The organism is Pseudonocardia hispaniensis, from assembly GCF_042658695.1.
Lineage (GTDB): Bacteria > Actinomycetota > Actinomycetes > Mycobacteriales > Pseudonocardiaceae > Pseudonocardia > Pseudonocardia hispaniensis.
In genome coordinates this window covers 110,097-137,081 of the sequence record NZ_JBHSQW010000010.1, presented here as the reverse complement: position 1 = coordinate 137,081, position 26,985 = coordinate 110,097, and the positions used below count along the sequence as shown (strand labels likewise).

Annotated in this window: 18 protein-coding genes; 14 read left to right on the top strand and 4 right to left on the bottom strand. The window is 71.9% G+C overall.

Annotated features, from left to right (window positions below; all coding sequences use genetic code 11):
• Positions 1 to 467 precede the first annotated feature (467 nt).
• The gene (locus ACFQE5_RS05490; RefSeq protein WP_379583486.1) at positions 468 to 926 is read left to right on the top strand and encodes a DoxX family protein; all 459 of its coding nucleotides are present in this window, start codon (positions 468 to 470) and stop codon (positions 924 to 926) included.
• A 92-nt stretch (positions 927 to 1,018) separates the two neighbouring features.
• Positions 1,019 to 2,422 carry a DNA-binding protein gene (locus tag ACFQE5_RS05485; RefSeq protein WP_379583484.1) on the top strand — a complete coding sequence of 468 codons (1,404 nt, stop codon included), beginning with the start codon at positions 1,019 to 1,021 and terminating at the stop codon, positions 2,420 to 2,422.
• Positions 2,423 to 2,479: 57 nt separating this feature from the next.
• Here ACFQE5_RS05485 and ACFQE5_RS05480 read toward each other — a convergent pair whose 3' ends face one another.
• Entirely contained in the window at positions 2,480 to 3,820 is a 1,341-nt protein-coding gene (locus ACFQE5_RS05480) for an acyl-CoA dehydrogenase family protein (protein WP_379583482.1), read from the bottom strand.
• Positions 3,821 to 4,260: 440 nt separating this feature from the next.
• Here ACFQE5_RS05480 and ACFQE5_RS05475 point away from each other — a divergent pair, with 440 nt between their 5' ends.
• The 10 genes from ACFQE5_RS05475 to ACFQE5_RS05430 all read left to right on the top strand — a co-directional run bounded on the left by ACFQE5_RS05475 (position 4,261) and on the right by ACFQE5_RS05430 (position 19,794).
• On the top strand, positions 4,261 to 5,175 hold the full coding sequence (locus tag ACFQE5_RS05475) for an iron ABC transporter substrate-binding protein (protein WP_379583480.1): 915 nt from the start codon (positions 4,261 to 4,263) through the stop codon (positions 5,173 to 5,175).
• Positions 5,172 to 6,740, top strand: coding sequence for an ABC transporter permease (locus tag ACFQE5_RS05470; RefSeq protein WP_379583478.1), 1,569 nt, complete (start codon positions 5,172 to 5,174; stop codon positions 6,738 to 6,740). The genes ACFQE5_RS05475 and ACFQE5_RS05470 overlap by 4 nt, the downstream gene beginning before the upstream one ends.
• Positions 6,737 to 7,813 carry an ABC transporter ATP-binding protein gene (locus ACFQE5_RS05465; RefSeq protein ID WP_379583476.1) on the top strand — a complete coding sequence of 359 codons (1,077 nt, stop codon included), beginning with the start codon at positions 6,737 to 6,739 and terminating at the stop codon, positions 7,811 to 7,813. Before ACFQE5_RS05470 ends, ACFQE5_RS05465 begins: the two co-directional genes overlap by 4 nt.
• A 309-nt stretch (positions 7,814 to 8,122) precedes the next feature.
• Positions 8,123 to 9,400, top strand: a complete 1,278-nt coding sequence (locus tag ACFQE5_RS05460) for a glycosyltransferase (RefSeq protein ID WP_379583474.1) — start codon at positions 8,123 to 8,125, stop codon at positions 9,398 to 9,400.
• Positions 9,397 to 12,069, top strand: a complete 2,673-nt coding sequence (locus ACFQE5_RS05455) for an HAD family hydrolase (protein ID WP_379583472.1) — start codon at positions 9,397 to 9,399, stop codon at positions 12,067 to 12,069. The genes ACFQE5_RS05460 and ACFQE5_RS05455 overlap by 4 nt, the downstream gene beginning before the upstream one ends.
• A complete protein-coding gene (locus ACFQE5_RS05450; RefSeq protein ID WP_379583470.1) occupies positions 12,066 to 12,869 on the top strand; it encodes a polysaccharide deacetylase family protein in 804 nt (267 codons plus the stop codon). Before ACFQE5_RS05455 ends, ACFQE5_RS05450 begins: the two co-directional genes overlap by 4 nt.
• Positions 12,866 to 13,939 carry an aminoglycoside phosphotransferase family protein gene (locus ACFQE5_RS05445; RefSeq protein WP_379583468.1) on the top strand — a complete coding sequence of 358 codons (1,074 nt, stop codon included), beginning with the start codon at positions 12,866 to 12,868 and terminating at the stop codon, positions 13,937 to 13,939. The genes ACFQE5_RS05450 and ACFQE5_RS05445 overlap by 4 nt, the downstream gene beginning before the upstream one ends.
• Positions 13,936 to 15,249 carry a lipopolysaccharide biosynthesis protein gene (locus ACFQE5_RS05440; RefSeq protein WP_379583466.1) on the top strand — a complete coding sequence of 438 codons (1,314 nt, stop codon included), beginning with the start codon at positions 13,936 to 13,938 and terminating at the stop codon, positions 15,247 to 15,249. The genes ACFQE5_RS05445 and ACFQE5_RS05440 overlap by 4 nt, the downstream gene beginning before the upstream one ends.
• Before the next feature lie 495 nt (positions 15,250 to 15,744).
• Positions 15,745 to 16,830 (top strand): hypothetical protein, encoded by a 1,086-nt coding sequence (locus ACFQE5_RS05435; protein ID WP_379583464.1) that lies wholly within the window; start codon positions 15,745 to 15,747, stop codon positions 16,828 to 16,830.
• 18 nt (positions 16,831 to 16,848) lie between these two features.
• The gene (locus ACFQE5_RS05430; protein ID WP_379583462.1) at positions 16,849 to 19,794 is read left to right on the top strand and encodes an FtsW/RodA/SpoVE family cell cycle protein; all 2,946 of its coding nucleotides are present in this window, start codon (positions 16,849 to 16,851) and stop codon (positions 19,792 to 19,794) included.
• A gap of 39 nt (positions 19,795 to 19,833) precedes the next feature.
• Here ACFQE5_RS05430 and mreB read toward each other — a convergent pair whose 3' ends face one another.
• The 3 genes from mreB to ACFQE5_RS05415 form a co-directional block, all read right to left on the bottom strand.
• Positions 19,834 to 20,829 carry a rod shape-determining protein gene (mreB, locus tag ACFQE5_RS05425; RefSeq protein ID WP_379583460.1) on the bottom strand — a complete coding sequence of 332 codons (996 nt, stop codon included), beginning with the start codon at positions 20,827 to 20,829 and terminating at the stop codon, positions 19,834 to 19,836.
• Positions 20,830 to 20,929: 100 nt separating this feature from the next.
• Positions 20,930 to 22,351 carry a glutamate decarboxylase gene (locus ACFQE5_RS05420; protein WP_379583458.1) on the bottom strand — a complete coding sequence of 474 codons (1,422 nt, stop codon included), beginning with the start codon at positions 22,349 to 22,351 and terminating at the stop codon, positions 20,930 to 20,932.
• 91 nt (positions 22,352 to 22,442) lie between these two features.
• On the bottom strand, positions 22,443 to 23,771 hold the full coding sequence (locus tag ACFQE5_RS05415) for a cytochrome P450 (protein ID WP_379583457.1): 1,329 nt from the start codon (positions 23,769 to 23,771) through the stop codon (positions 22,443 to 22,445).
• Between the two features lie 91 nt (positions 23,772 to 23,862).
• Here ACFQE5_RS05415 and ACFQE5_RS05410 point away from each other — a divergent pair, with 91 nt between their 5' ends.
• Both ACFQE5_RS05410 and ACFQE5_RS05405 read left to right on the top strand, forming a co-directional pair.
• The gene (locus ACFQE5_RS05410) at positions 23,863 to 24,747 is read left to right on the top strand and encodes a metallophosphoesterase family protein (protein WP_379583456.1); all 885 of its coding nucleotides are present in this window, start codon (positions 23,863 to 23,865) and stop codon (positions 24,745 to 24,747) included.
• Between the two features lie 174 nt (positions 24,748 to 24,921).
• Positions 24,922 to 26,361 (top strand): hypothetical protein, encoded by a 1,440-nt coding sequence (locus ACFQE5_RS05405; protein WP_379583455.1) that lies wholly within the window; start codon positions 24,922 to 24,924, stop codon positions 26,359 to 26,361.
• The last annotated feature ends 624 nt before the right edge of the window (positions 26,362 to 26,985 follow it).

The window sequence follows — 26,985 nt, the reverse complement described above, 5'->3', positions numbered from 1 at the left end:
GGCCCGGCCCGGATCGGCGGCGAACAGATCCCGCAGATGCAGCGGGGCGATCTCGCGATGATGCGCGACCAACGCGGACCACTCCCGAGTGACGGTGATATCGGCGTGTTCGGCGTCGCTGCGGTGAGAGCTCACCGTCTCATCATGCCCATTCCGCGCGCCGGGCCAGTCGCAGCATGCAAGCCGACCCACCGGGACCGGTCGGTCCGGCCGACAGCGCGTCGCGTCCCGCTCGAGGACGATCCTGCGAGGCGTACCGGGCGGGGCTTGTCGGCCGGGCTCACTCCCATCCGTCACTGCCGCTCGTCTCGCGTGTTACCCCGTTGGGTGATGAGATCCACAGCTCATCGTGCTCGACCGTCCGGTTGGCGCAGTGTTGGGCCGTTTGGCGGGAACCCGACCACGGATGGGCTACCCTCGCGTTCACTCGATCTGTGTTCGTCACCACATGCCATCGAGAGGGTGCCATGACTAGGTCGCTCCCCGGTCTCTCCCGCGACATCGCGCTGTTGATCGCCCGTGTGGCCCTCGCCGTGATCATGGCGGCGCATGCCTGGCAGAAGCTGTTCGTCACCGGGATCTCCGACACCGCCGTGCTCTTCCACAAGTTCGGCATCCCGCTGGCCATCCTGGCGGCGTCGTTCACGATCGTCGTCGAGTTCGCCGCGTCAGCCCTGCTGGTGATCGGCTGGCAGGTGCCGGTCGCCGGATCGTTCCTGGTCTTCGTGATGGTCGGGGCGATCGTGTTCGTGCACGGCAGCAAGGGGATCTTCGTGTCCGACGGTGGGTGGGAGCTGGTCGGCGTGATCATCGCCGCGACGCTGGGGCTCATGGCCACCGGTCCCGGCCGGATCAGCCTCGACCACCTGCTGGCGAGCAACCGGGTCCGGGAGGCCGCGCTGATCCGCCGGCCGGTCACCGTCTGACGTTCCTTCCAGCCGGTCGGGGAGACCGCCCTTGACCTCGGCCCCGGCCGGCGCCACGCTGGGCCGTTGAGCTCTTGACCCCAGGAGCCGGCATGGCCACCGAGACAACGCTGAGCGCGGGGCGGATCACCGACCGCGTGCGTCGGACCGCCGCGGCGTGGGAGCGGTTCGCTGCGGGCGACGATGAGGTGGACGGCATCCCGCCGGTCATCCTGTCCTCCTGGCAGCGCAGCCGCGACGTCTATCGCGTCGACCCGATTCACACGTGTCCACCGCCCGCCGGCGGGACCGGCACCGGTTCGCTGCTGCACAACAGCGTCGTGACCCAGCTGGGCGGGCTGGCGGCCTCGATCGCCGGCCGCGGTGAGGACGCACTCACCGCGGTCACTGACGGCACGGGCCGGATCCTCGGCTCATGGGGTCCGCGGGAGGTGCTGCGCCGCGCCGCCGACACCCATCTCGCGCCACTGTTCACCTGGTCCGAGCGGGCGACCGGGACCAACGGGATGGGAACCGCGCTGGGGTGGCACGGTCCGGTGACCGTCCGCGGGCCGGAGCATTGGTGCGCGACGCTGCATGGCTTGAGCTGCCACGGAACCACCATCGACGACCCGGTCAGCGGCGACCCCATCGCGGTGCTCACCGTCTCGGTACACGGCCCCGACCTCCCGAGCCCACTGTCGTGCCTGCTCGAGCGCGAGGTGATGCCGTTGCGCCGGGAGCTGGTGCGGCGCGCCCGCCGCGACGGCGCCCAGTTGGTGGAGGAGCTCATGGCGGCCCAGGCCGCCGCGGCGCCCGGCGAGCCGCTCATCGTCACCGACAGCGCGGGCCAGGTCGTGCTCGCGAACGCATCCGCGCATGCGCGCAACGAGCAGCTCCCCGCGCACCCCGCGCTCGACCCCGCGAAGCGGTGGCGGTCCGGCACACCGGTGCTGCGCGATGCCGTGCGGGAGGCGATCGGGCGGGTCCATGCCGATCCCCGCTGGGTGGGCGTCGCCGACCTCGATGTCCTTGCCGGCGAGGCCGCGATGCCCCAGACGTTCCAGCTGCGTCCGATCCTCTCGCTGAACGGGCTGATCGGGCTGCTGCTGGTGGGCTCGGATCACCCCGATGGCGAGCCGATCGGGCGCGGGAGCCGGCAGGCGGTGGGCACCGCGCTGGAACGGATCATCGGGATCCGCGACGACCGGCTCATCATTCTCGCTCCCGCGGAGATCCGGTACGCGGAAGCAGGCAAGCACGCGGTCTGGCTGATCACGGACCAGGGGCGGGTGCGGGCCGCCGGGCGCGGGATGGAGGGTGTCGAACGCGCGCTCGAGCCGTTCGGCTTTCTGCGGGTTCACCGCAGCTACCTCGTCAACGTCCACCGCATCCGGGAGGTGGAGCGCGGCTTCTCCAAGGGAACGCTGACGGTGAGTACCCAGCACCATGGCCGGGAGGGCATCCCGGTCGCCCGACGGCAGGCCGCGGAGCTGCGCCGGAGGCTGGGGATCTGAGCGGGGCACGCCGACCGGACGCCGGCGGCGCCGGCGTCCGGTCGGCCGGGCGGACCGCTACGCGGGGGCGAGGTGCCCGCGCTCGATGAGCTGGACGGTGTCGACCACCTCCATGTCCTTGACGAAGTGGACGAACTCGTTGTCCATCAGTGCCCGCGGGTTGAAGTTCGGGCTGGCCAGCACGCCGTGCACGCGCCGGCGCTGCATTCCGAAGTTGCCGCCGTCGTAGATCGGGAAGATCGCGGCCTCGCGCAGGTACTTCTCGAACATGTGCGTGCGGTCGGCGCTGTTGACCCCGACGACCTGCATGCACTTGTAGACGCTGTCGAGCAGCAACTCGGTGCAGAACACCTTGTTCATCGCACCGATCAGCTCTCCGTGATAGCCGTGCTGATCGATGTAGTGCGCCGCCTTCCAGCAGAAGTAGCGGCTGGCCTCGATCCGGGCAGCGACGTCACCGAGCACGTACCCGACGTTCTGGAAGTGGATCATCGGGTGCGCGGCGCCCGCGGTGTAGGTCTTGCACCACGAGAGCGCGGCCTCGTAGGCGGCTCGGGCCACTCCGACCGCGGCGATGCCGGCGACCGGGCCGGACCACGCGAAGTTGCGGTTGATCAGCAGGTCACCGTTACCGTAGGTGCCCTCGACGAGGTTCTCGGCGGGAATCCGGGCGTCCTCGAAGATGATCTCCGAGTTCGGCGTGAGCCGATGCCCGAAGCTGTCGATGATGTTGTAGGTGACCCCCGGGGTGCCGCGTTCGACGAGAACCGCCGACAACCCCTCGGTGCCACCCTTGCTCGGGTCGGTCCGGACGACGACGAGGTTGACGTTGGCGCCGTTGCCGTCCCAGCCACCGACGTTGCACGGCCAGTACTTGCGGCCGTTGAGCACATAGCTGTCGCCGTCGCGGCGAGCGGTGACGCCGATTCCCACCGGGTGCGGGGCCGGGGAGTCGAAGTTCGCGGTGCCCCCGGGCGTCCCCGGCGGTTCACTCGCGGCGTATCCGGCGATCCATTCGCCGGACGCGTCGGACGTCGCGGCACCCATGACCCGCCTCTTCTGCTCCTCGTTACCCCAGTACCACACGGGCAGCAGCGCCAGCCCGTTGACCAGCAGGGTGCAGGCGAAACCGGGGTCGACCGCGCAGATCTCCTCCGCCGCGAGAATGAGCTCGACGTTGGTCAGACCTCCACCGCCGTACTCCTTGGGCAGCATCCCGAACGCGATCCCGCGCCGGTACGCCTCGATGTAGGCGGGCTTGGTCAGCTGGAACGCCTTGAGTGGATCGGGTTCCCGGTCGGCCTCGCGGACCACGGGCGCGAGCACGTTCTCGGCGAAGTCCCGGGCCGTCTGCTGGACGTTCTTCTGATCAGCGGAAAGCGTGAAGTCGATGGCCATCGTGATCATCCTCCCGTTCTGCCGATGAGCGCTCTAGCCAGCGGGTCAACGCGGGACCGGCGCTCACGATCACCTTGCGCCCGGCGGGTCGGCCGGTGAAGGGAGATGGCACCGACGGTGCCCGGCCCCGCGCAGGCGGTAGCGCGACGGGCACGAGAGGCGCCCCGCTTCTGGGCGGACCGCATCGACGACGTCCTCCGGTCAAGCGCACCCTCACCATCTAGCGGGTTTGCCTGTCCGAGTGATAGGAAATGCTAACCTTTGATCCAGAAAGGCCGCTCGACTACAGGAGGACGCCCGTGGGGCGCAGCCGGCTCGGTGCGGTCCGCACCGGAAGGACCCGGATCCGGACCATCGTCGCATGCGTCGTGGCGATCGCGACAGCGGCCACAGTGGCTGCATGCGGGAGCGCCAGTGGCTCCTCGGAACCGACGATCACGTTGTACAACGCCCAGCACAAGCAGCTCGGCCAGGAGTGGGTGGACGGCTTCACCAAGGAGACCGGGATCAAGGTCCAGGTCCGCGACGGCAAGGACTTCGAGCTGGCCAACCAGATCCTCGCCGAGGGTGACGCCTCACCGGCGGACGTGTTCATCACCGAGAACTCGCCGGCGATCTCGCTGCTGTCGAGCAAGGGGGTGCTCGCACCGCTCGACGCGGCCACCATCGCCCAGGTCCCGGCCCAGTACCGCTCCGGAGCCGACGACTGGGTCGGGATCGCGGCCCGCTCGACCGTCCTGGTCTACAACCCCTCGCTGCTCCCCGCTGACCAGCTGCCACAGTCGATCATGGAGCTGTCCCGGCCGCAGTGGAAGGACCGGGTCGGGATCGCGGCGGGCGGTGCCGACTTCCAGGCGATCGTGAGTGCCGTGTACGCGGTGAACGGTGACGCGGCGGCCGGGGAGTGGCTCGCCGGGCTCAAGCAGAACGCACGGGTCTACCAGGGCAATGTCGCGATCATGAAGGCGGTCAACGCCGGGGAGATTCCGGCGGGGGTGATCTACCACTACTACTGGTACCGGGACCGCGCGGAGTCCGGGCAGGACAGCAAGAACACCGAGCTGAAGTACTTCGGCAACCAGGACGCGGGCGCGTTCGTCTCGGTCTCCGGCGGTGGCGTCCTGAAGTCGGCGAAGCACCCGGCCGAGGCCCAGCGGTTCATCGCCTACCTGACCGGCAAGGCCGGCCAGCAGGTTCTCGCCAACTCCTATGCGTTGGAGTACCCCGTCGGCTCGGGCGTCGCGGCGGACACGGCGCTCAAGCCCCTGTCCGAGCTCGACCCGCCCGTCATCGACCCCAACACGCTCAACGGGCCGCAGGTGATCTCCGAGATGCAACGGGTCGGCCTGCTGTGAGCACCGGGGTCACGGTGGCGACCCGGTCGCGTGTCGCGTCCGCGCGGGCCTACCCGCCGGTCCGTCTCGCGGCCGCGGTGGCGGTCGCCGCCCTGACCCTGATCCCGCTGGGCTACGTCGTGGTCTTCGTGATCGTCGAAGGGCCCACGCAGGCCGCCGAACTGCTGCTGCGGCCCCGGGTGGGGGAGCTGCTGCGTAACACCTCCGCGCTGGTCGCCGCAGGCTGCACCGCGGCCGCGGTCATCGGCACCGGTGCGGCGTGGCTCGTCGAGCGCACGACCCTGCCCGGCAGGCCGGTGTGGACCGCGCTGATGGCCGCGCCGCTGGCCGTCCCGGCGTTCGTCAACAGCTACGGCTGGGTCTCGGTGACCTCAGCCGTCGAGGGCTTCGCCGGCGCGGTGCTGATCACCACGCTGTCGTACTACCCGCTGGTGTATCTCCCGGTGGCCGCGGTGCTGCGCGGGATGGACCCGGCGTTCGAGGAGCTGTCCCGCACGCTCGGCAACGGTCCGTGGCGGACCTTCTGGCGCGTCGTGCTGCCGCAGCTTCGCCCGGCGCTGCTGGGCGGGGTGCTGCTGGTCGGGCTGCATCTGCTCGCCGAGTTCGGCGCGCTGCAGGCGCTGCGCTTCCCGACCTTCACCACCGCCATCTACGACCAGTTCGAGTCCACGTTCAACGGGGCGGCCGCCACGATGCTCGCCGGGGTGCTGGTGCTGGGCTGCCTGTTGCTGCTGTTCGGGGAGCTGCGGCTGGCCGGCCGGGCCAGGCTCTCGCGAGTCGGTGGCGGCGCCGCCCGCACCGCGGCGCCCTATCGGCTCGGTGCGCTCACCCCCGTGGCCGTGACCGGGATGGCCGCACTCGCCGGACTCGCGCTGGGCGTGCCCTTGGTCATCCTGGGTCGCTGGCTCGTCCTCGGCAGCTCGACGACCTTCCCGATCGGCCAGCTCACCGAGATCACGCTGACCTCGATCGGGCTCGGGCTCGGCGGCGCCGCCCTGACCTGTGTGCTCGCGGTACCGGTGGCCTGGCTGGCGGTACGGCATCCGGGCTGGGTGAGCCGGATGCTGGAGCGCAGCACCTATGTGGCGGGTTCGCTGCCCGGCATCGTCGTCGCGCTCGCATTCGTGGCGCTGGCCATCGGGTATCTGCCCGCGGTGTACCAGACGGCCACGCTGCTGGTGGCGGCGTATGCGGTGTTGTTCATGCCCCGCGCGATGGTCAGCCTGCGAGCGGCGCTGGCCCAGGTCCCGCCCGAGCTCGACGACTCGGCGCGGGCGTTGGGCGCCGGGCCCTCGGGGGTGTTGTGGCGGGTCACGTTGCCGCTGGTGCTGCGCGGCCTGGGCACCGGCGCCGCGCTGGTGTTCCTCGCGGTCGTCACCGAGCTGACCGCGACGCTGCTGCTGGCGCCGACCGGGACGGTGACGCTCGCCACCGAGTTCTGGTCCAACAGCTCCAGTCTCGCGTACGGGGCCGCGGCTCCCTACGCGCTCATGATGATCATCATTTCGGCGCCGGCGGCGTGGCTGCTCACCCGGGAGTCACGGCGGGAGATGGGGAGAGCATGACGCAGACCAGCGAGCGCACCCAGCAGCAGGCGGTGGCCACCGACGGGCTGCGCGTGTCGGGCGTCCGCAAGTCCTACGGCCCGACCCCGGTCCTGCGCGACGTGGATCTCACCGTGCCCGCCGGGGCCCTGACCGCCGTGGTCGGCCGCTCGGGCTGTGGAAAGACGACGCTGCTGCGGCTCATCGCCGGCTTCGACCGGCCCGATGCCGGGACCGTCGCCATCGGCGGGCGCGAGGTCGCCGGGCCGGGCGGGGTGCTGTCGCCGGAGGCGCGCCGGATCGGCTACGTGACCCAGGAGGGCAACCTCTTTCCGCACCTCACGGTGGCCGCGAACATCGCCTTCGGGTTGCCCCGCCGCATTCGTCGCGCCCGGGGGCGGGTCAACGAGCTGCTCGAGCTCATCGGTCTGGACCCCAGTCATGCGAAGCGCTATCCGCACGAGCTCTCCGGCGGGCAGCAGCAGCGGGTCGCGCTGGCCAGGGCGTTGGCGCCGGAACCGGGGATCCTGCTGCTCGACGAGCCGTTCTCGTCCCTCGACGTCGAACTGCGGGAGAGCACCCGGCGCGCCGTGGCCGATGCACTCGCCGCCGCGGGCACCACCACCGTGCTGGTCACCCACGACCAGGCCGAGGCGCTGTCGCTGGCCACCCGGGTGGCGGTGATGCGGGACGGGCGGATCGTGCAGGAGGCCAGTCCCGCGGAGCTGTACCGGCATCCGGTGGACCGCGGGGTGGCCGCGTTCGTCGGGGACATCGTGGTGCTGCCGGCCACCGTCTGTGCCGGTGTGGCGCAGTGTGCGCTCGGTGGGCTGCCGGTTGCCGCCCCGGCCGCCGAGGGGCCCGCGACCGTGCTGCTGCGTCCCGAACAGATCGCGCTCGACGGCGGGGACGACGGGGTGCCCGCACATGTCGTCGACATCGAGTACTACGGGCACGACGCCGTCGTCCGGCTGACCCTGGGCCCGGCCTGCCACGTCACGGCCCGCTGCCCCGGCTACGCGCTGCCCGCCGTGGGGGAGCGGGTGCGGCTTTCCGTGCGCGGCGAGGTCGGAGTGGAGACGGGCGTCGGGTGACCGCGGCGCCCGCCGCACTCGATTGCAGGGCACGCTTCACGACGGAGAATTTTCCGAATCAGAATTGCATGGGGCATTTCGGACGTAACCGGGCGAAAGGCCTCGCTCGATCCGGCGGTCGACGTAACAGACTGTGCGTGACCGGGGCCGATGCGTAGCACTCGGTCGGGATGGTGAATGCTGAATGGCGAACAGTTGACCGCGAAGAGGCAACCTGTTCGTATGGCGCAGGGTCACCATCCGGTGAGACGGAACGCGGGGTTGTTCGCAGGGGGATTGATGAACGAATTGTCGGATAGCCCTGTCTCGGTGTACGAGGTGGAACTGGGCGCCCGCCTGCCGCGCGTCCCCCCGGTCCCACCGGCGGGCGGGACCGTCGCCCAGGCCCGGCTGCTGCTGCGGCTGCACACCCGGCCGATCTCCGAGGTGGTCCTCCCGCTCACCCCGGACGGGCTGGAGCCCGAGGAACTCGCCGACGCGCTCGCCGACATCGTCCGGCTCGCCGACGCTCACCTCGAATGTGACGGGCTGCCGACGCCGCCGAGACTCACCGCGAGCGGCCTGGGCGGCGACGGTGTCCCGCGCTGCCTCCACCGCCGCCACGAACTCGAGGCCGACGGCCCCTGGATGACGGTCCTGATCGCGACCCGCGACCGGCCGGAGTCGCTGAGGCGGTGTCTGGACTCCATCGCCCGGATGTGCTACCGGCGGTTCGATGTCGTCGTCGTCGACAGCGCCCCCAGTTCGGATGCCACAGCCCGCGCGGTCGAGGCCTGGCAGCGGGATCATCCGTTCCCCACGGTGTCCTACCTGAGGGAGCGCCGCCCGGGGGTGGCGCTGGCCCACAACCGGGGGCTCGCGGCGGCCACCGGATCCTGGGTGGCGATCACCGACGACGATGTGGTGGTCGATCGGTACTGGCTGAGCGGTATCGCGGAGGCCGCCACCTCGGACCCCGGGGTGGGCTGCGTGACCGGGTTGATCCTCCCGGCCGAGATCGACACCACCGCGCAGGTGCTGCTGGAGCAGTTCGGCGGATACGGGCGCGGCTACCAGCGCCGCAGCGTCGACCTCAACGGCCACCGCCCGGACGACCGGCTGTTCCCGTTCACCGTCGGGCGGTTGGGCAGTGGCGCGAACATGGCCTTCGAGACGGCGCTGCTGCGGGAGCGCGGCGGCTTCGATCCGGCCATGGGCACGGGCACGACGGCCCGCGGCGGGGACGATCTGCTCGCGCTGCTGCGGGTGATCACGGGTGGGCGCACCCTCGTCTACGAGCCGACCGCCCTGGTCTGGCACTGGCATCGGCGGGACTACGGCAGCCTGCGACGGCTGGTGCACGACTACGGCGTCGGTCTGGGGGCCTACCTGACCAGCGCCGTCGTCCACGAGCCGCGGCTGCTTCCGGGGATGCTGCGCAGGCTGGTCCTGGGTGCGTGGCACGTGGTCGGACGGTCCTCGGAGAAGAACCGCAACAAGCGGCCGGACTATCCGCGCGAGCTGGAGATCATCGAGCTGATCGGCCTGGCGCGCGGGCCGTTGGCCTACGCGGTCAGCCGCTGGCGGCACCGGCGGATGAGCCGGTGACCGACGTGCAGCGCGTTGTCGCCGCCGCACACTCCGAGCTTGTCCTCGCCGATCTGCTGATGGAGCTGCGCGAGGTCGTGGACCGGCTCGTCGAGCGGATCGCCGTGGCCGATGTGCTGGACGGGTTCCTGCTGGCCGCGGGCGCCGTGCAGATCGTCGAGGACCACCTGCAGCCGGACACCTCGCCGGTGCGCCGGGGAGCCCAGTACCTGCGGGGGCGCGGGCCCGGGCAGCTCGGGGCGCGGGCCCTGGAGGCGATCGCGACGACGGCCGAGCGGGCCCGCCTGCTCGGGCCGGCGATGCGCGCGGCGGCGCGCTGGGTCGGCGAGGCCGCCGCGATGCGGGACGCGCTCGCTCACGACCTCCTCGACACCGGGTCGATCGGGGACGACGAGCGGCAGCTGCGGGACCGGGCGCACCGGCTGCGTGCAGACCTGGCCGGGCTGCCGGACGGGCTGACCCGTGAGATCCTCCGGCTGCCCTCCTGCTTCCGCAGCTTCGACCAGCAGCCCGCGGACATGGTCCGGCTGGCCATGGCCTACGCGCACGCATGTCCCGACCGCGACCGGCCGACCCTCGTGGTGGGGGTCCGAACCTCCGGCAGCTACCTCGGCCCGCTCGTCGCGGCGGCGTTGCGACGGGCGGGTTTCGGTCGGGTGCGGGTCTCGACGATTCGCCCCGGCGTGCCTGCGGCCCGCGAGCAGCGGCGGATGCTGCAGGCGCTGGGGCAGGCGGGCGGCGCGGTCGTCGTCGTCGACGACCCCCCGGGCACGGGGGTGGCGTTGAGCGCGGTCGCCGAGCAGATGCACCGGTGCGGTCTGGACCGGGCGGCGATCACGCTGCTGGTACCGCTGTTCGAGGCGACGCCACCGGCGCGCCTTCACGGCTACCCCACCGTCACCCTGCCGCCCGACCGGTGGGCGGTGCACGACCTGCTCGTCCCGGCCGCCGTCGCCGAGGCACTGACCCCGATGCTCGGCAGGACGGTCACCGAGGTCCGCCGCGTGCCCGCGCCGAACCCGGAACCCGGCCGCGGCCACGTGCGGGCACGCTTCCATGTCGTCACCGCGGACGGCCGGGCCCGGCTCGTGGAGGCCCGCGGGGCGGGGCTCGGGTATTTCGGCCGGCACGCGCTGGCGGTGGCCCGGGCGACCTTTCGGCACGTCCCGGAGACCTACGGGTTCGCCGACGGGCTGGTGTTTCGCGAATGGCTCCCCGATGCCCGGCCGCTCGGGACGGTGGACCCGGCGCAGGTGCCCGTGATCACCGAGTATCTGCGCGACCGGGCGTCCGGGCTGCCCGCCACCGACCGGGCGCAGGCCCTCACCGGCCGCCAGCCAGCCTGGGAGATCGCCAGCAGACTGCTCGGTCGCGGCTTCGGCCGGTTGGGCCTGCTGCTGCGCCCGGGGCTGATCGACCCCGCCGTCCGTACGCTGTGCGCGGTCGCGAACCCGTCGGTCGTGGACGGCGCGACCGCGGCGGCCGACTGGCTGACCGCCGACGGGGTGCTGTACAAGCCCGATCCGGACGTGCGGGCCTTCGCCAACACCGACCGGGCCTGCTACGACCCCGTCTACGACGTCGCGGGTGTCGACCCCGGGACGAGCAACCCGGCGCTGGCCACCGCGCTGCGCTCGGCGTGGCCGTGCGACGACGATCGCTTCCTGCTCTACGAACTTGCGCATCTGGAGGATCGGCTGGGCGGCGACCCCCGGGTCCGGCGCGCCGCGTCCCGGGCCGCGCAGCGATATCTGGCGACCCGGTACCCGGCCGGGCCGGTATCGGTGGGCGGCCCGCTCTGTGCCCTGGACATCGACGGCGTGCTGGAGTCCGACGCGCTCGGCTTCCCGATCACCACGCCGACGGCCATGACCGCGCTTCGAGCACTCCAGCAGCACGGGTACCGCCCGGTGCCGGTGACCGGCCGCTGCCTCGACGAGGTTCGCGACCGGTGCGTGGCCTACGGGTTGGCCGGTGGGGTGGCCGAGTACGGCGCGGTCGTCTACGACCACCGTGCCGGGCGGGTGGTCGAGCTGGTCGAACCCGCCGGGCTCGACGTGCTGGCCGTCGTGCGGCGCAGGTTACGGGAAACTCCCGGCGTTCAGGTGGACGACGATTTCCGGTACAGCGTGCGGGCCTACCGGGGCTCCGGCGGCCGACCGGCCGCCGTTCCCGGCGAGCTCCTCGACGGTGTGCTCGCCGGGCTGGACGGGATCCGGGTCGTCCCCGGATACCGCCAGACGGACATCGTCGCGGCGGGAACGGACAAGGGGAGGGGGTTGGCCGCTCTCACCCGGCTGCTCGGCGCTGCTCCGGACCGGCCCGCCGAGGTGGTGCTCGCGGTGGGCGACGCGGAGCCCGACCTCCCGATGTTCGCGCTGGCCCGGCATGCCTATGCCCCGGGCAACGCCGCGGAGGTGGTGCGCGAGGCCGGGATCACGGTGCTGTCGCGGCAGTACGCGTGCGGGCTCGCCGAGGCCGTCACCCGGCTGCTCGGGCACCGTCCCGGTGGGTGTGGGCGCTGTGCCGCGCAGGCGCCCGAACCGTCCGCCCGGCTGTTGCCGGCCCTGCTGGATGCCCAGCGCGGGGGCCGTGCCGGGCTGCCCGCCGCCGCGCTGCACCTCGCCGTCGAGCTCGCCCGCGCCCGGACCTCACGGACGGTCACATGATCATCCCGATCCTGCTCTATCACTCCGTCTCCGATGCCCCGTCGCGGTTCATCGCGCCCTTCACCGTGTCGTCCGCCGCGTTCGACCGGCACCTCGATCTGATCGCCGAGGCCGGGGCGAGCACGCTCACCGTCACGCAGCTGCGGGACGCCGTGCGGGCGGGCCGCGGGTTACCGCCGCGCCCGGTGCTCATCACGTTCGACGACGGGTTCCGCGACACCCTCACCGCCGCGGCGCCGCGGCTCGCCGCGCGGGGGATGACGGCGACGGTCTACGTGACCACCGGTGTGATCGGCGGGGTCAGCCCGGGCGGAGACCCGATGCTGAGCTGGGCGGAGCTTCGCGAGCTCGCCGCCCTCGGGGAGCTCGGTGCCCATAGCCACACCCATCGCGAGCTGGACACCCTGCCGACGGCGGCGGTTCGCCAGGAGGTGGTGGACAGCAAACGACGTCTCGAGGACGGCGTCGGCCGCGCGGTGCACAGCTTCGCCTACCCGTTCGGCTATTCCGACCCGCGGGTCCGCCGCCTCGTCGCGCAGGCGGGCTACTCCTCGGCCTGCGCCGTCAAGAACGCGCTGAGCCGCGCCGACGAGCCGGCCTACGGCATCTCCCGGCTGATGCTCATGGCCACCCACACCGACGCGGACGTGCGTGCCTGGCTGCGCGGCGAGGCCCCGGTCGGCCCCCCCGACGAGCGGCTGCGCACCCGGTGCTGGCGGAGCTGGCGACGGCTGCGGAGCCGATGGCGGCCGGCGCCGCCCTGGGTTGCCGTGAACTCCCCGGCGGGTGAGACGCCGTGACGCTCTCCTGGGCGCCTCCGCTCGGCTGGCTGCGCGGCCCGATCGCGGGCCCGCTCACCGACCTGCGCGCCGCGATGCTCATCCGCCGGACCGCCCCAGCGGCCACCGCCACGCTGCTGGACGGGTCGCTGTCGGCGTGGCAGGTCGGGGAGCGGCTCAGCGGAGGTTCCGACACGACGACCGTCGTGCTGCGTGAGGCGGGCGGAAGCGGCCGCAGCGCCCTGCTCAAGGCCACCCGGAGCAGGTCGGGACGGGCCCAGCTCATGCGGCAGGACGCCGTGCTCACGGCGCTGCACGCGGACGAACGACTGGGTTCCTGGCGTGGGCTGCTGCCCCGGATCCTGGCGGCCGGTGAGGTCAACGGTGCCTACTGCGTGCTCGAAACCCGGCTCGGCGGCGACGATGCGCGGATCGTGGTCGCCGATCCGGACCGCCGGGACCTCGTGCGCCGCGGTGCCCTCGACGCGATCGCGGACCTGCACCGCCGGACCGCCCGGGTCGTCCCGGTCTCCGACGCCGACCTCGCTCGCTGGATCCGCGAACCCGCCGAGGTCGTCCGGCCGGTGCTGCGCGGCGCGTACCGGGCGGCCCTGGACCGCATGGTGACCGAGCTGGTCACCAGCCTGCAAGACCGGCGGGTGGCGGTCGGATGGGTGCACGGTGACTACACCGCGGACAACGTGCTGTGCGGTCCAGCAGGGTCGGCGACCGCGGTCGTGGACTGGTGCCAGGCGGACCCCGACGGGCTGGCCGTTCTCGACCCCGTCAGCTTCCTGCTCGCCCTCGACACCGCGGTGCACAAGGTGGAGCTCGGCACCGTCGTGGTGCGCTGGCTGGAGGCCGCGGGTGAGGTGTGGGGGCCGCTCGCCGAGGCCCAGTCCGGCCTGGGCGCCGATCCGCTCGGGCGCGGGACGCTGGCGTTGCTGGCCTGGCTGCGGCACATCGCGACCAACCTGTCCAAGTCGCCCCGCTACGGCGCCAACCCCGTCTGGATGCACCGCAATGTGCGGGCCGTGTTGCGTCATCGGTATCGGCAGCCGGCCCGGGCACGGCCGGAGCCGCCGGGATGAGCGCGGACTCACCGGGGCTCGCGCCGGCCGCGCGGTGGCTGCGCGGCTGGGCCGCGCCGATCCACCGCGACGGGCTGGCGCTGGTGCTCAGCTCGGGGCTGAGCTCGGTGCTGGGCCTGCTCTACTGGGTGGTCGCCGCCCGGCTCTTCTCCACCGAGGTCGTCGGGGTCAACTCGGTGACCCTGTCGACGATGATGCTGTTGGGCGGAGTGGCGCAGCTCAACCTGAACTACATGCTGCTGCGCTTCCTCCCGGTTGCGGGGGGTCGCGCCCGCAGGCTGGTGGTCCTCGGCTATCTGGTGAGCGCGACCCTGTCCGCGGCGGCCGCGGCCATCTTCGTCGCGGGCGCCGGGGTGTGGGCGCCCGAGCTGCTGGCGCACACCGGCCGGGGCCGGCTGCTGCTGCTGCTCGTCCCGGCGACGGCGCTGTGGGCGATCTTCACCCTGCAGGATTTCGTGCTCACCGCCGTCAAGCGGGCGACCGTGGTGCCGGTCGAGAACCTGGCGTTCGCCCTCCTCAAGATCGCGCTGCTGGTTGCGGCGGTGGGACTGGCGCCGCACGAGGGCATCGTGGTGTCGTGGACGGTCGCCACGGCCGCCGCCGTCGTCGTCACCAACGGGTACCTGTTCTGGCGGGCGCTGCCGGCGCACGAGGCCCGCACCCGGGCGCTGGCCGAACCGCTGTCGCTGGCCGGCATCGGGCGGTTCGTGGGGGCCGACTACGCCGGGGCGGTGTGCTGGCTCGCCGCCACCTTCGGTCTTCCGATGATCGTCATCGCCGTCGCGGGCCCGACCGGCGCCGCGACGTACAACATCGTGTGGGCCATCGCGTTCGCGCTGTACCTGGTCTCGTCCGGGATGGGCCAGTCCCTCGTCGCGCACGTGGCCGCCGAGCCCGACCGGCTGCCCGCGGCCCGGCGGGCCATGGAGGTGAAGGCGGCCGTGCTGCTCGTGCCGGCGGTCGCGATGATCGTGTTCGGGGCGCCCGTCGTGCTCGGTGTCTTCGGGCCCGAGTACGCCGAGACCGGGACCGGCCTCCTCGCCCTTGCCGCGCTGTCCGCGTTGCCGAACATCATCACCACCTCGACGGTCAGCGTCGCCCGGGTGCGTCGGCAGGTCCCGCTGCTGTTCGCGGTACCGGCGAGCGTGGCGGTCCTGACCATCGGTCTGTCGCTGCTGACGCTGCCCCGATGGGGCGTGATCGGTGTCGGGGCCGCGTGGCTGACGAGCCAGACCCTGGTCGCGTCCGTCGTCCTGGTGCTGCGCTCGACGCGGCTCGCCGGGCGTCGGCGGAGCGCGGGCGTGTCCTGAGGTCGGCACCCGGACCGAGGGGTTGGACGCTCTGGCGCCGAGATCACCCGACATTCAGCGGCGGCGGAATGGGGCGCTCTGTGGTGGAATGGACTGGTCAAGCACGGCGGGGGGCGCCATGGGCGGGTTTGCGGTCCGAGATCAGGAGCGGCGAGGCGCGCGCGTCGTCAACGGTGGCTCCCGAAGATCGATATCTCGGCCGGTCTGAGCCGCGGCTCTGACCGGGTATTGCTGCTTCCACCGCACTGCTTCCGGCCCGAACGACCAGCGCACGAAACGGGCCGACCGGACGTCGCTACTGTGCCCCGAGGATGGCCTGCCATGCTCCAGCCTGGGTCAGGAGGTACCAGGTCGCCTGGTACGCGGACATCTCGCCGACTGGGCCTGTCGCGCCGTCCGCATCCCCATCGCACCCGGGGGGCGGCGACGGTCCGCAACTCCCGGCCGCCCGGGGAACCGACGATCGGCAACGGCGAGTTCGTCGAGCTGCCCCGGTTGCTCGAGATCGCCCGCCTCACCCCCGCCCAGGCGCTCGTGCTGGCGATCGATGTGCTGGCTGCGCCGCCGATCCGGGGTCAGGGCGGGCCGCGTGGCGGGTCAGCCGGGTACGCGGTGGTCGTCGGAGCCGATGGCCTCGCGCGGTTGACCGCCGAGCCGGAGCATCCGTCCTCGGACGGCCACCGACCCGTCCCGGCGAGCCTCGGCGAGGCGACGCCGCTGGCGGATCTTGCAGCCGCGGCGCGCCGATCGGTCCGGGAACCGGACCAGCGGGAGAGCGAGCAGCTCGCCGCGCTGGATCGGGCGGCCGTCGCGGCAGCCGAGCCCGGGGCGAACCGCGCCGATGTGACGGCACCATTGCGCGCCGTGTCGCCGTCCGATGGCGACCGACGCCGGCGTGCCGAGCTCGCGCGGCTGGTCCGTGCCGCGAACGGGTGTCCCGCCGGCACGACCGCGCCCCTGCCCCCCGCACCGCGCGCCGCACGTCCCGCGGCCCCGCCCACGCCTCCGCTGCGGAACCGCTCCGGCGCCCGGTCCGTGGCGGCGCGCTCCTGGCGATGGGGGATCTCGATCGTGGTGCTGGCGGCGGTGCTGCTGCTCGAGATCATCTTTCTGCGCGACCGGATCAGCCATGACATCGGTGTGGTGCTGGACGCGGGCCGCGCCGGAGCGGCGACGACCACCGCCCGGCCGACCCCTCCGCCGGTTGCGCCGCCGGCTCCGCGGGCCGCCGGCGCCGTCGCCGGGGTCGATCTGAGGGCGCTGTATCCGTGCACACCGGGTAGCGACTGCCAGATCCGGCTGCAGGTGCTCCTCCACCCGCAGCCCGATCCGCAGACGGTCGCCTGGGACCTCCGGATCGTCAACCCCTGTACCGGCGCGGCGGCGGCCGGCCCAGCGGGAACGGTTGCCGTGCCGCCGAACGGCGAGCGTGCCGTGGTCGTCGACACGGTCTCGCTGCCGCCGGGTGACGCGCTGGCCGTGCTGGCTCAGGTCAGCACTCCCGCCGTGGCGGCCAGCGCGCCGCTGCCCGTCCCGGTGCTGGGCACGTGCACCGCCGTACCACCCGAACCATCCCGCTGAGAGCGAAGGAGCGATGGGGTGCTGAGCGTGGAGCGTGGTCGGGCCGCGGCAGCCCCCGACGGTCCCGACCCGAATCGCCCGTTGCGCGCCAAGGACTCCGGGGGCACCGCATTCGACCTACTGGCGATCCTGGCCGCCCTCGTCCTGGTCGGTCTGGGCCTGGCCAACCTGTCCGTTGTGGACACCCCGGACACGGTGTTCCGGCAGGCGGCGATCGCGGTCGCGGGGGTCGTTCTGCTGGCGGCGTTGTGGCGGTTCCGGGCGGGGCTGCTGCTCGTGCTCGGCTGGGTCACCTATCTCATCGCGGTGCTGCTGCTGGGCGCGGTGCTGGTCATGGGTGTGACGGCGAACGGGGCGACCCGCTGGATCAGCTTCGGTTCGTTGACCTTCCAGCCCTCGGAGCTGGCGAAGCTGGGGTTGCTGCTGGTGCTCGCCGCGGTCCTGGGTTCGGAGCGACCGGCGTGGCAGCGCTTCGTGTTCGGGATCGTCCTCGCGGCGGTGCCCATCGCGCTCACGGTTCTGCAACCCGACCTCAGCACCACCACGCTCCTGATCATCCTCACCGTCGCGATGCTCATCATCGGGCGGACCCCGGCGCGGCTGCTCCTGCCGCTGCTGGCCGCCGTCGCACTGGTGGTACCGCTGGTCATCGGCACCCTGCGGCCCTACCAGGTGGAGCGTCTCGGCAGTTTCCTCGTGGGCTCCCACGAGGAACCGACCGGTTCGGGCTGGGCCATCCAGCAGGCACGCATCGCGCTCGGATCCGGGTCGCTCTTCGGCCGGGCAGGTGATCCACTCAGCTCGCTGATGGCGCAGTACCTGCCCGAGCGGGAGACCGACCTGGCGCTGGCCAGTGTCGTCGAGCAGTTCGGGCTGGTGGCCGGCGCCGCCGTCATCGTGGCCGCGATCGTGCTCGTCTGGCGGCTGGCGCTGGCCAGCCGGGTCCCCCGGACACCGAACGGAGCCCTTGTGGGCGGCGGGCTCGCGATCCTGCTCGGGGCGGAGGTCCTCGTGTCGCTGGGCGGCAACCTCGGGCTGCTGCCCCTGGCCGGTGTCCCGTTTCCGCTGCTCAGTTATGGCGGGACGGCGTTGCTGGTCCATCTGGCCGCCATCGGGGTGGTGCTGGGCGTGCGCCGGGACGGGTCGCGCAGACGACTCTGGATCGTGCCCCGCTGGCGGGCGCGGCGGCCGAGGCTGGTGCGGGCGACCGCGTTCGCGATGAGCGCCGTGCTGGTGACGTTCGGGTTCTACGGCTGGAATGTGCAGTCCGCCCACGGTGCGGCCCTGTCCGCGGCCGGGCAGGAACAGATGACCCGATGCATCCGGATCCCCGCGCTGCGCGGGGACATCACCGACCGGCACGGGGCGCCGTTGGCCACCAGCAGCGCGGCCGCGGGCGTCGGATCGGATCAGGTTGTCGCGGTGCCGGCGCTGCTGCGGTCCCGACCGGACGAGATCGCCAGGGTTGCGGCGCTGACCGGGCAACCGGTGCAGGCTCTGACGTCCGCCCTCGAGGATGCCTCCCCGACCACTCTCTCGCTGCCGATCGCTGAGGTACCCACCGAGACCGGGGCGTCGGTCGCCGCGGCCGGGATCCCCGGCGTGGTGGTGATCCCGGAACCCCGGCGCAGCTATCCCACCGGGCCCCTGCTCGCCCCGGTCCTCGGGTTCGCCGGCATCGCGACCCAGACCGAGGTGCAGCGCAACCCGGATCTGCCGTCCGGCGAGATCGTCGGGCGCGCCGGGCTGGAGCAGCAGTACGACTCGATCCTGCGTGGGACCAACGGCTACCAGTGCGTCTACGTCACGCCGAGCGGGGTGCCGGTGGCGATGGGGCCGCGGCAGGAGCCGATCGCGGGGGCCACCCTGCGGCTCTCGCTCGACCTGGGGTTGCAGCGGGAGCTGGGCACAGGCCTGGCGAACGCGCTGCGCGGGCAGAGCCGCAGCGCGATCGGCGCCGCCGTCGCCATGGACCCGCGCGATGGTCAGATCCTCGCGATCGCCGGCCTGCCGTCGTACGACAACAACATCTACGGCCCGCCGATCGACCCGGCCGGGCTGCAAGCGGCCGCATCCGCCCCCGGCCATCCGATGCTGGAGAAGGTGACCCAGGCAGCGGTGCCGCCCGGCTCGACCTTCAAGCTGGTCGTCGCCTCGGCCGACGTGATCAAGCCGGCGTGGCCGATCGACCAGGTGATACCCACCGGAGGTAGCTTCACCCTCGGCGGGCACACGTTCAACAACTGGTCGGTGCTCGGCCCGATGGACCTACGTCAGTCCATCGCCTGGTCCAACGACGTCTACTTCTACAAGCTGGCGAATACGCTCGGACCCGAGCCGATCATCGACGCCGCCCATGCGCTCGGGGTGGGCTCCCGCACCGGCATCGACCTGCCGGGAGAGTCGCCCGGATACCTCGGCAGCCCTCGGTCCGTGGCCGAGAGCGGCGGCACCTGGTACGGCGGGTCGACGGTGATCCTCGGTATCGGGCAGGGATATCTACAGGTCACCCCCCTGCAGAACGCCCTGTGGACGGCCGGTGTCGCCACCGGGCAGCTCGTCACCCCCCGGCTGGGCCTCGCGACCGGGGTCAACGGGAGCGCCTACACCGCGCTCCCGTCCTCGCCCCCGAGGCCGGTGCCGTTCGCCGACAAGCTCGGTCCGGTTCGGGACGGGATGCGCGCCGCGGTCACCGGCGGGACGGCCACCCGGCTGGCCAACCTGCCGGTGCCCGTCGGGGCGAAGACCGGAACGGCGGAGGACGGAAGCCTTCCTGTCACCAGCTACGACAACTGGATGAGCGCGGCCTCGCCGATGCCGAACCCGAACATCGTGATGACCGCGCTCGTTCAGGGGCCGGGCACCGGAGCGAACAGCGCCAGCGCCGTGGTCGCCGGCGGGCTGCGTTACTACCTCGCCCACGAGGCCGAGATCCGGGCCACCGATCCCGTTCAGACGCCCTGACCCCTCTCGGCGAAGGCTCCGCAACGCGGTCGGCCGGGGTCAGCTGCGGCCGTAGGCCGCCAGCAGGTTGGGATGACGCAGGCAGTATGCGGCTCCCTCGGCGACACAGGTCAACGGATTGTCCGCGAGCTTGACCGGGAACCCGAAGGCCTGTTCGAGGCTCTTGCCGAAGCCGCGGGTCAGCGCCGCCCCTCCGAACAGGAGAATCCCGTCCGCCAGCACATCGGCGGTGGCCTGCGGTGGCAGGTCGTCCAGGCAGGCCGCGAGGGTCTGGATGATCGTGTCGGTGAGCGGCCGGATGACATCCGTGACCTCCGCCACGGGGATCGTCAGGAGTCTCGGGCGGCCCGACCCGGCGTCGCGTCCCTGCACCACCAGGCTCGGCTCGGACTCCGTGCCCGTCTGGATCTTGATCTCCTCGGCCGCCTGCTCCGCCACGATGAGCTCGTGCTCGTCGCGCAGATGCTGGTAGACCGCAAAGGTCATCTCGTCACCGGCAACCCGGCAGGAGCGAGCCGTGAGCACGCCGCCGTAGCAGAACGCGACGGCCTCGGCCGTGCCGCCGCCGACATCGACGACCATGTGTACCTGGCGATCGAGCGGATCGATTCCGCAGCCGACCGCTCCCGCGATCGGTTCATCGACCGCCGTCGCCCGGCTTATGCCCGCCTCGTCGGCGGCCTCGAGCAGCGCGCGCTGTTCCAGATCGGTCGCGCCACCGGGCACGCCGATGACGACCCGGGCGCGACTGCGCTGCCAGGTGTGCTGGGTGAGCCGCCGGATGACCGCGCGGAGATAGGCCCGCGCCGTCTCCAGATCGGTGATCACGCCGTCCTGCAGCGGCCGGATCGCGGTCATGCCCACCGGCGCCCGGCCCACCAACTCGGAGGCGTCCCTGCCGAGGGCGACGATCCGGCCACGTTTGGCCCCGTTACGACGCAGCAGCAGGACCGACGGCTCGTCGAGCACGATGCCTCGACCTGCGTCGCAGACGACGGTGTTCGCGGTGCCGAGATCGATCCCCAGTTCGACCACTGCCCCTCCCCCCGCGGCCGTTGCCGGCCCCGGGGTCCAGTGTGGTCCGGCGAACACCGCCGGTCCACCGCTGACTCTCCGCGAGTCGCCCGGCGCACGGTCAACGGCCGGCGGATCCGCTCGCTCTCCCGGCCCCGTGGGCGAACGACGACGCCTCGGCTCCGCGCTGCGGAGCCTGCTGGGTGCTGAGCCTGCCGACGGCCCGGCGCAGGTCGTCGAGCAGCAGGTTGGCGAGATCGTGGGAGAAGCCGTTTCGCACGACGATCCGCAGCGCCGCGATGTCCTCGCGCTTGGCGGGGAACGTGTAGGCCGGTACCAGCCACCCGGCCTCGCGCAACGCGGCGGAGACGTCGAATGCCGAGAACGGTGCGTCCGGGTCGACGGTGAACGCGAACACCGGAAGCTGGGAGCCGTCGGTGAGCAGCCGGAACGGACCCAGCTCGGCGATCGCGGCGGCCAGCGACGTCGCGACGTCGCGGCAGGTCTGCTGCACCCGCCGGTAGCCGTCCACGCCGAGGCGCAGGAAGTTGAAGTACTGCGCGATCACCTGGCCGCCTGGCCGGGAGAAGTTGAGGGCAAAGGTGGGCATCTGGCCCCCGAGATAGTTGACGGTGAAGACGAGCTCGGCGGGCAGCGCCGTGCGGTCGCGCCAGACGACCCAGCCCACGCCCGGATAGACCAGCCCGTACTTGTGCCCGGAGGTGTTGATCGAGGCGACCCGCGGCAGCCGGAAGTCCCACTCCAGCGTCGGATCGCAGAATGGCGCGATCATCGCCCCCGACGCGCCGTCGACGTGCACCGGGATATCGAGGCCGGTGCGCTCGGCGAGGTCGTCGAGGGCGGCACAGATCTCGGCGACCGGCTCGTAGCTGCCGTCGAAGGTCGATCCGAGGATCGCGACGACACCGATCGTGTTCTCGTCACACAGCTCGACCGCCTCGGCCGCGCCCAGGTGCAGGCGGTCGCCCTCCATCGGCACCAGCCGGGCCTCGACGTCGAAGTAGTTCGCGAACTTCTCCCAGCAGATCTGCACGTTGATGCCCATGACGATGTTGGGCTGGGCGATGGACTTCCCGGCGGCTCGGCGTGCCAGCTGCCAGCGCCGTTTCATGGCGAGCCCACCGAGCATGCAGGCCTCGCTCGATCCGGTGGTCGAGCAGCCGAGCGCTGTGGCCGGGTCCGGGGCGTGCCACAGGTCGGCGAGCATCCGCACGCACCGGGCCTCGAGGTCGGCGGTCCGGGGGTACTCGTCCTTGTCGATCATGTTCTTGTCGAACGACTCGGACATCAGTCGTTCGAGGCTCGGCTCGGCCCAGGTGGTGACGAAGGTGGCGAGGTTGAGCCGAGCGTTCCCGTCGAGCATCAGCTCGTCGTGCACGATCTGGTAGGCGGTCTCGGGATCGAGACCCGCGGCGGGCAGCGCGAAACGCGGGATGTCGAGCGGCTCGCGGGCGAAGATCGGGTTGGCCGTGACGTCTCGGCTCTGGCCACCGGTCTCGGATGGCGGATGCGCGATCGGCATGCCGATCACGCTAGCCCGGATCACTGACCTGGCCAATGCCAACGGCCCAGGTCAGAACCCCCTGTGAGTGCATAACAGTGTTAGAACACTGTTATGCACTCACAGGGGTGCGGAGGGTGACGGGCAACGAGTCGTAGCCGCGCAGCACCCTGGTGGGCCTGCGATGCGCGGGACCGGCCGGGGCGAGCCGGGGGAAGCGGTCGAACAGCGCCCGCAACGCCACCTCGCCCTCCATCCGGGCCAGTCCGGCGCCGAGGCAGTAGTGGACGCCGCCGGAGAACGCGACGTGCTGCCCGGCCTCGGGGCGGGTGACGTCGAAGCGGGCCGGGTCGGGGAAGACCGCGGGGTCGCGGTTCGCGCCACCGATGAGCGTCACGACCGACGTCCCGGCCGGCACCGCGAGCCCCGCCACCTCGGTGTCGCGGATGGCGACCCGTCCGGTGCGCTGCACCGGGGACTCGATCCGCAGCATCTCGTCGATGGCATTGCTCCAGTGCTCGGGCTCGGCCTGCAGGACGGCGAGCTGCTCCGGATGCGCCATGAGCAGCCCGGCGCCGCTTCCGATGAGGTTGACCGTGGTCTCGAAACCGGCGGCGAGCAGCAGCATCGCGATGCTGCTCAACTCGTCCCCGGTCAAGGCGCCGTCCTTGTCGTGCGCGGCGACGAGGGTGCTGAGGATGGTGTCGGCGGGATCGCGACGGATCTCGTCGAAATGCCCGAGCATCCAGGAGTGCAGCGCGTCGATGTCGCGCTCCGAGCGCTGGAAGTCACGGAAGGAGAGGCCGACGTCCAGCGACAGCGCGGCGCCGGCGCCCCATTCGAGGAACTGGCGCCGCATCGCCACCGGGGCCCCGAGCATCTCGGCGATCACCGTGGCGGGCAGCAGGGCGGCGTAGTCCTCGATCAGATCGCCCCGGCCGTCCTCGGCCGCCCGGGCGGTCAGCCCGTCGAGCAACTCGGCCGCGATCTGCTCCGTGCGGGTGCGCAACGCCGCCACCGCTCGCGCGCTGAACGCGCGGGTGACGAGCTTGCGGTAGCGGGTGTGGTCGGGGGGGTCGACGGCGAGCATCGACGGCGGCTCCACCGGCCCGAGCGGCCACCGTCCGCCCGCCTTGACCGCGAGCTTGACGATCCCGGGCAGATCCTCCGGCATCCGCAGGGCGACCCCGAAGTCCGCGCTGCGCAGCACCGCCGACACGATGTCGTGGTGGGCGGAGATGCGCACGAGCCCGGTGTCCACGAGCGGGCCGCGCCGGCGCAGTTCGTCGTAGTGCGCGAACGGTTCGGCGATGACCGCCGGATCGATCATCAGCCGCGCGCCCAGGTCACCCGCGGCGACCTGTTTGCGAACCGCCCGGCGGATCATCCCGTGCCGCAGTCCCCAGCGGAGAGCCCGCCGCACACCCCGTGAACCGGCCATGATCGCCCCCTTCGCCTCCTCCTGCCGAACTTACTGCCGGTAAGTCGTCCTGGGCCAGGGCACTCCGTGCGGCCTGTCAGCTCGCGGTGGCATGTCGCGGTGTGCGCGGCGCGACGTCGCCCGGTACGACTGGTTGGTGCCGTCCCCGCGTCTGCTCGCCGTCAGTGATTTGCACGTGCGCCATCCGGAGAACCGTGCTGTCGCCGCTCAGCTGCGGCCGACCAGCGAGGGCGACTGGCTGATCGTGGCCGGCGACGTCGCCGAGCGCGTCGACGACGTTCTCGACACCCTCGCCCAGCTGCGGGAGCGGTTCGCCCAGGTGCTCTGGGTACCCGGCAACCACGAGCTGTGGACGCGGCGGTCCGATCCGGTGCAGCTGCGTGGCGAACACCGCTACCGGCATCTCGTGGCGCAGTGCCGGGAGCTGGGAGTGGTGACCCCCGAAGACCCGTTCCCGGTGTGGACCGGCCCGGGCGGTCCGGTCACGATCGCGCCGCTGTTCCTGCTCTACGACTACTCGTTCCGGCCCGATGGCGCCGCGACCCAGGACGAGGCGATGGCCGCTGCCTACCGGGCCGGTGTCGTGTGCACCGACGAGCATCTACTGGCCCCGGACCCGTACCCGAGCCGGAAGCAGTGGTGCGACGCGCGGATCCGGATCAGTGAGAGGCGGCTGGCCGAGGTGGATCCGGCCACTCCCACGGTGCTGGTCAATCACTGGCCGCTGACCAGGCTCCCGACCAGGGCGCTGCGGCATCCGGAGTTCGCGCTGTGGTGCGGGACGCGACGCACCGCCGACTGGCACGTCCGCTTCCGGGCCGTCGCGGTGGTCTACGGCCATCTCCACATTCCCAGGGTGACCTGGGAGGACGGCGTCCGGTTCGTCGAGGCGTCGCTGGGGTACCCGCTGGAGCGACGGCGCCGCGAGGCACGCGGAATCACTGTTGACCCTCTCCCACGTCAGATCCTCCCGTGAGTGCGTAACAGTGTTTGAACACTGTTACGCACTCACGGCTGGGGTGGATCGGCCCCTACTCGTTGATAACGGGCCACACGGTAGATTCGTCCCGTTCACCGAGCGGTTAAGTCGAGTCACCGAGCGTCGCCGCAGCAGTGCGCCGCCGGCATCCCAGACCAAGCGGGAGTGGGCGTGGGCAGACGCATCGATCGGGTCCGCACCGCGCTGCGCTGGGCGAAGGATCTGCCGGCCCGGATGGACGCGCTGGACCGGCGGCTCGACGCCATCGACGCCGAGCTGCGCGCCGCTCGCGACGACGTCGGTTCCGTGCGGTGTGGTCTCCACCGGCTCGCCGCCCCGGTCGAGGAGACTCGTCGGGAGCTGGCGCAGCTGCGGGACACGGTCCACCTGGTGTCCCGCCGGACCGCGCTGCGCCGCTGCCCGATTCGGGTGCTGTTCCTGGTGCACCTGCTCGGCGCCTGGGACGCGTACCACGCTGTCGTGGAAGCCATGGCCGCCAGCGACGATTTCGAGCCGATCGTCGCGTCGATCCCGCGTCGGTTCCGCGGCTCGGACGGCTGCTGCGGCGAGGAGGACGTGCATCGCGGCCTGACCGAGCGGGGAGTGACGCATGTCCGCCTCGCCGGAAGCGGCGCCGAGGACATCCTGCAACTGATCAAGGCGATCGAACCCGACGTGGTCTGCCGGCAGTCCCAGTGGGACGCCGACATCCCCGACGAGCTGAGCACACAGCAGCTCGGTTTCGCCCGCATCTGCCTGGTCCCGTACGAGACGATGAACCTCGTCGTCAACGTCCCGGGTGAGCGGACGGCGAACACCGCCGTCGACAGCGATTTCCATCGCGCGGCGTGGATGGTGTTCTGCACCAACGAGATGATGCTCGAGGCCGCGATCCGGGACGGAGCGCGTAACGGGGCCCAGTTCCGCGTGGTCGGCCACCCCAAGGCCGACCACCTGCGGACGGTGAAGCCGGTCTGGCCGCTTGACCCGGGAAGGCCGCACGAGACGAACCGGCCGGGGCGTGTGGTGTGGTCGGCGCACCACACCATCGCGACCGGATGGACCGACTTCGGGGCGTTCCACCTCATGCACCCGGCCATGCTCGACTGGGCCCGGCAGTGTCCCGACGTGCAGTTCGTGTTCATGCCGCACCCGGCGCTGCTGCCCTTCCCCGACTCGGACGCCTCGCCGATCAGCCGCGCCGACTTCGACGGATGGATGCGGAGCTGGGAGGCGCTGCCCAACACCGCGGTGCTGTCCGAGCAGGACTACGGCCCGGTGCTGGCCGCATCGGACCTGATGGTGACCGACGGACTGTCGATGCTGGTGGAGTACCAGCTGTTCACCAAGCCGCTGATCTACTTCGAGCGGGACGGTCACCGGCCGTTCAACGCCATCGGCGAGCGGGTCGTCCGCGGCGTGCACGGCGTGCGCTCGGTGGACGAGGCACGCAGGCTGGCCGAGAAGTTCCTCGCCGGCCATCCGGACCCGCTGGCGGATCGGCAGCGCGAGAACGTGCGCCGGTTGTTCGGCACCGCGGACAGCACGCCACGAATCCTTCGGGCGCTGCGCCGCGAGATCGCGCGCGAGCGGGGCGAGCCGGAGGTATGAGGGTGTGCAGGTTCTCCGGAGGGTCCGCACCACCTTGAGCGGCGGTCGATCAGCCAGCACCTTCGGTGCGTCGCACCGGGCTCGACGAGACCCCGACGACCGCCGCTCGCATCATGATCAACAGCAGCGTCGGAGGGGATCACAGGCCGATGGCCCCTGACCAGGTTGGTCAGGGGCCATCGGAGTTGGTGGGCGATACTGGGATTGAACCAGTGACCTCTTCCGTGTCAATGAGGATCGGCGCTGCTACCTGATTGTCTTGAGTCCGGCCCGTGCAGGTCAGGGCCGGTGCCGGTCTCGTCTAGATCGTTGCTGTGATGATCTCTGGCGGGACGTTCGATGACTTCTCGATGACTCGGTGCCCCCGGTGGTGATCTCCTTGCGGCGCGGGTTCACCCTGCCGGGCCGATGCCCCGGTGTGCAGGCCACGCTTTCCCGGCTTGCGCACCGGGGCATCGGTCTGGCTGCCCTCGGGCGCGCCGTGAGGAGGTCACCGCTGTTGGGCTGATCTCCGCAGCGGTGCCGGGTCCGGGCGGAGCCCGGGTTCTTCGTCCTGGTCCTCGCCGCGGTGCCGGTCCGCTTCGTGGATCAGGTCGTCGTCGTGGTGGTCGTGGCCGGTCAGCC

Excerpts from the sequence above, each read along its gene's own strand:
- ACFQE5_RS05490 (WP_379583486.1), top strand. The coding sequence starts at position 468 with ATGACTAGGTCGCTCCCCGGTCTCTCCCGCGACATCGCGCTGTTGATC.
- ACFQE5_RS05485 (WP_379583484.1), top strand. The coding sequence starts at position 1,019 with ATGGCCACCGAGACAACGCTGAGCGCGGGGCGGATCACCGACCGCGTG.
- ACFQE5_RS05480 (WP_379583482.1), bottom strand. The coding sequence starts at position 3,820 with ATGGCCATCGACTTCACGCTTTCCGCTGATCAGAAGAACGTCCAGCAG.
- ACFQE5_RS05465 (WP_379583476.1), top strand. The coding sequence starts at position 6,737 with ATGACGCAGACCAGCGAGCGCACCCAGCAGCAGGCGGTGGCCACCGAC.
- ACFQE5_RS05450 (WP_379583470.1), top strand. The coding sequence starts at position 12,066 with ATGATCATCCCGATCCTGCTCTATCACTCCGTCTCCGATGCCCCGTCG.
- ACFQE5_RS05440 (WP_379583466.1), top strand. The coding sequence starts at position 13,936 with ATGAGCGCGGACTCACCGGGGCTCGCGCCGGCCGCGCGGTGGCTGCGC.
- ACFQE5_RS05420 (WP_379583458.1), bottom strand. The coding sequence starts at position 22,351 with ATGCCGATCGCGCATCCGCCATCCGAGACCGGTGGCCAGAGCCGAGAC.
- ACFQE5_RS05415 (WP_379583457.1), bottom strand. The coding sequence starts at position 23,771 with ATGGCCGGTTCACGGGGTGTGCGGCGGGCTCTCCGCTGGGGACTGCGG.
- ACFQE5_RS05410 (WP_379583456.1), top strand. The coding sequence starts at position 23,863 with ATGTCGCGGTGTGCGCGGCGCGACGTCGCCCGGTACGACTGGTTGGTG.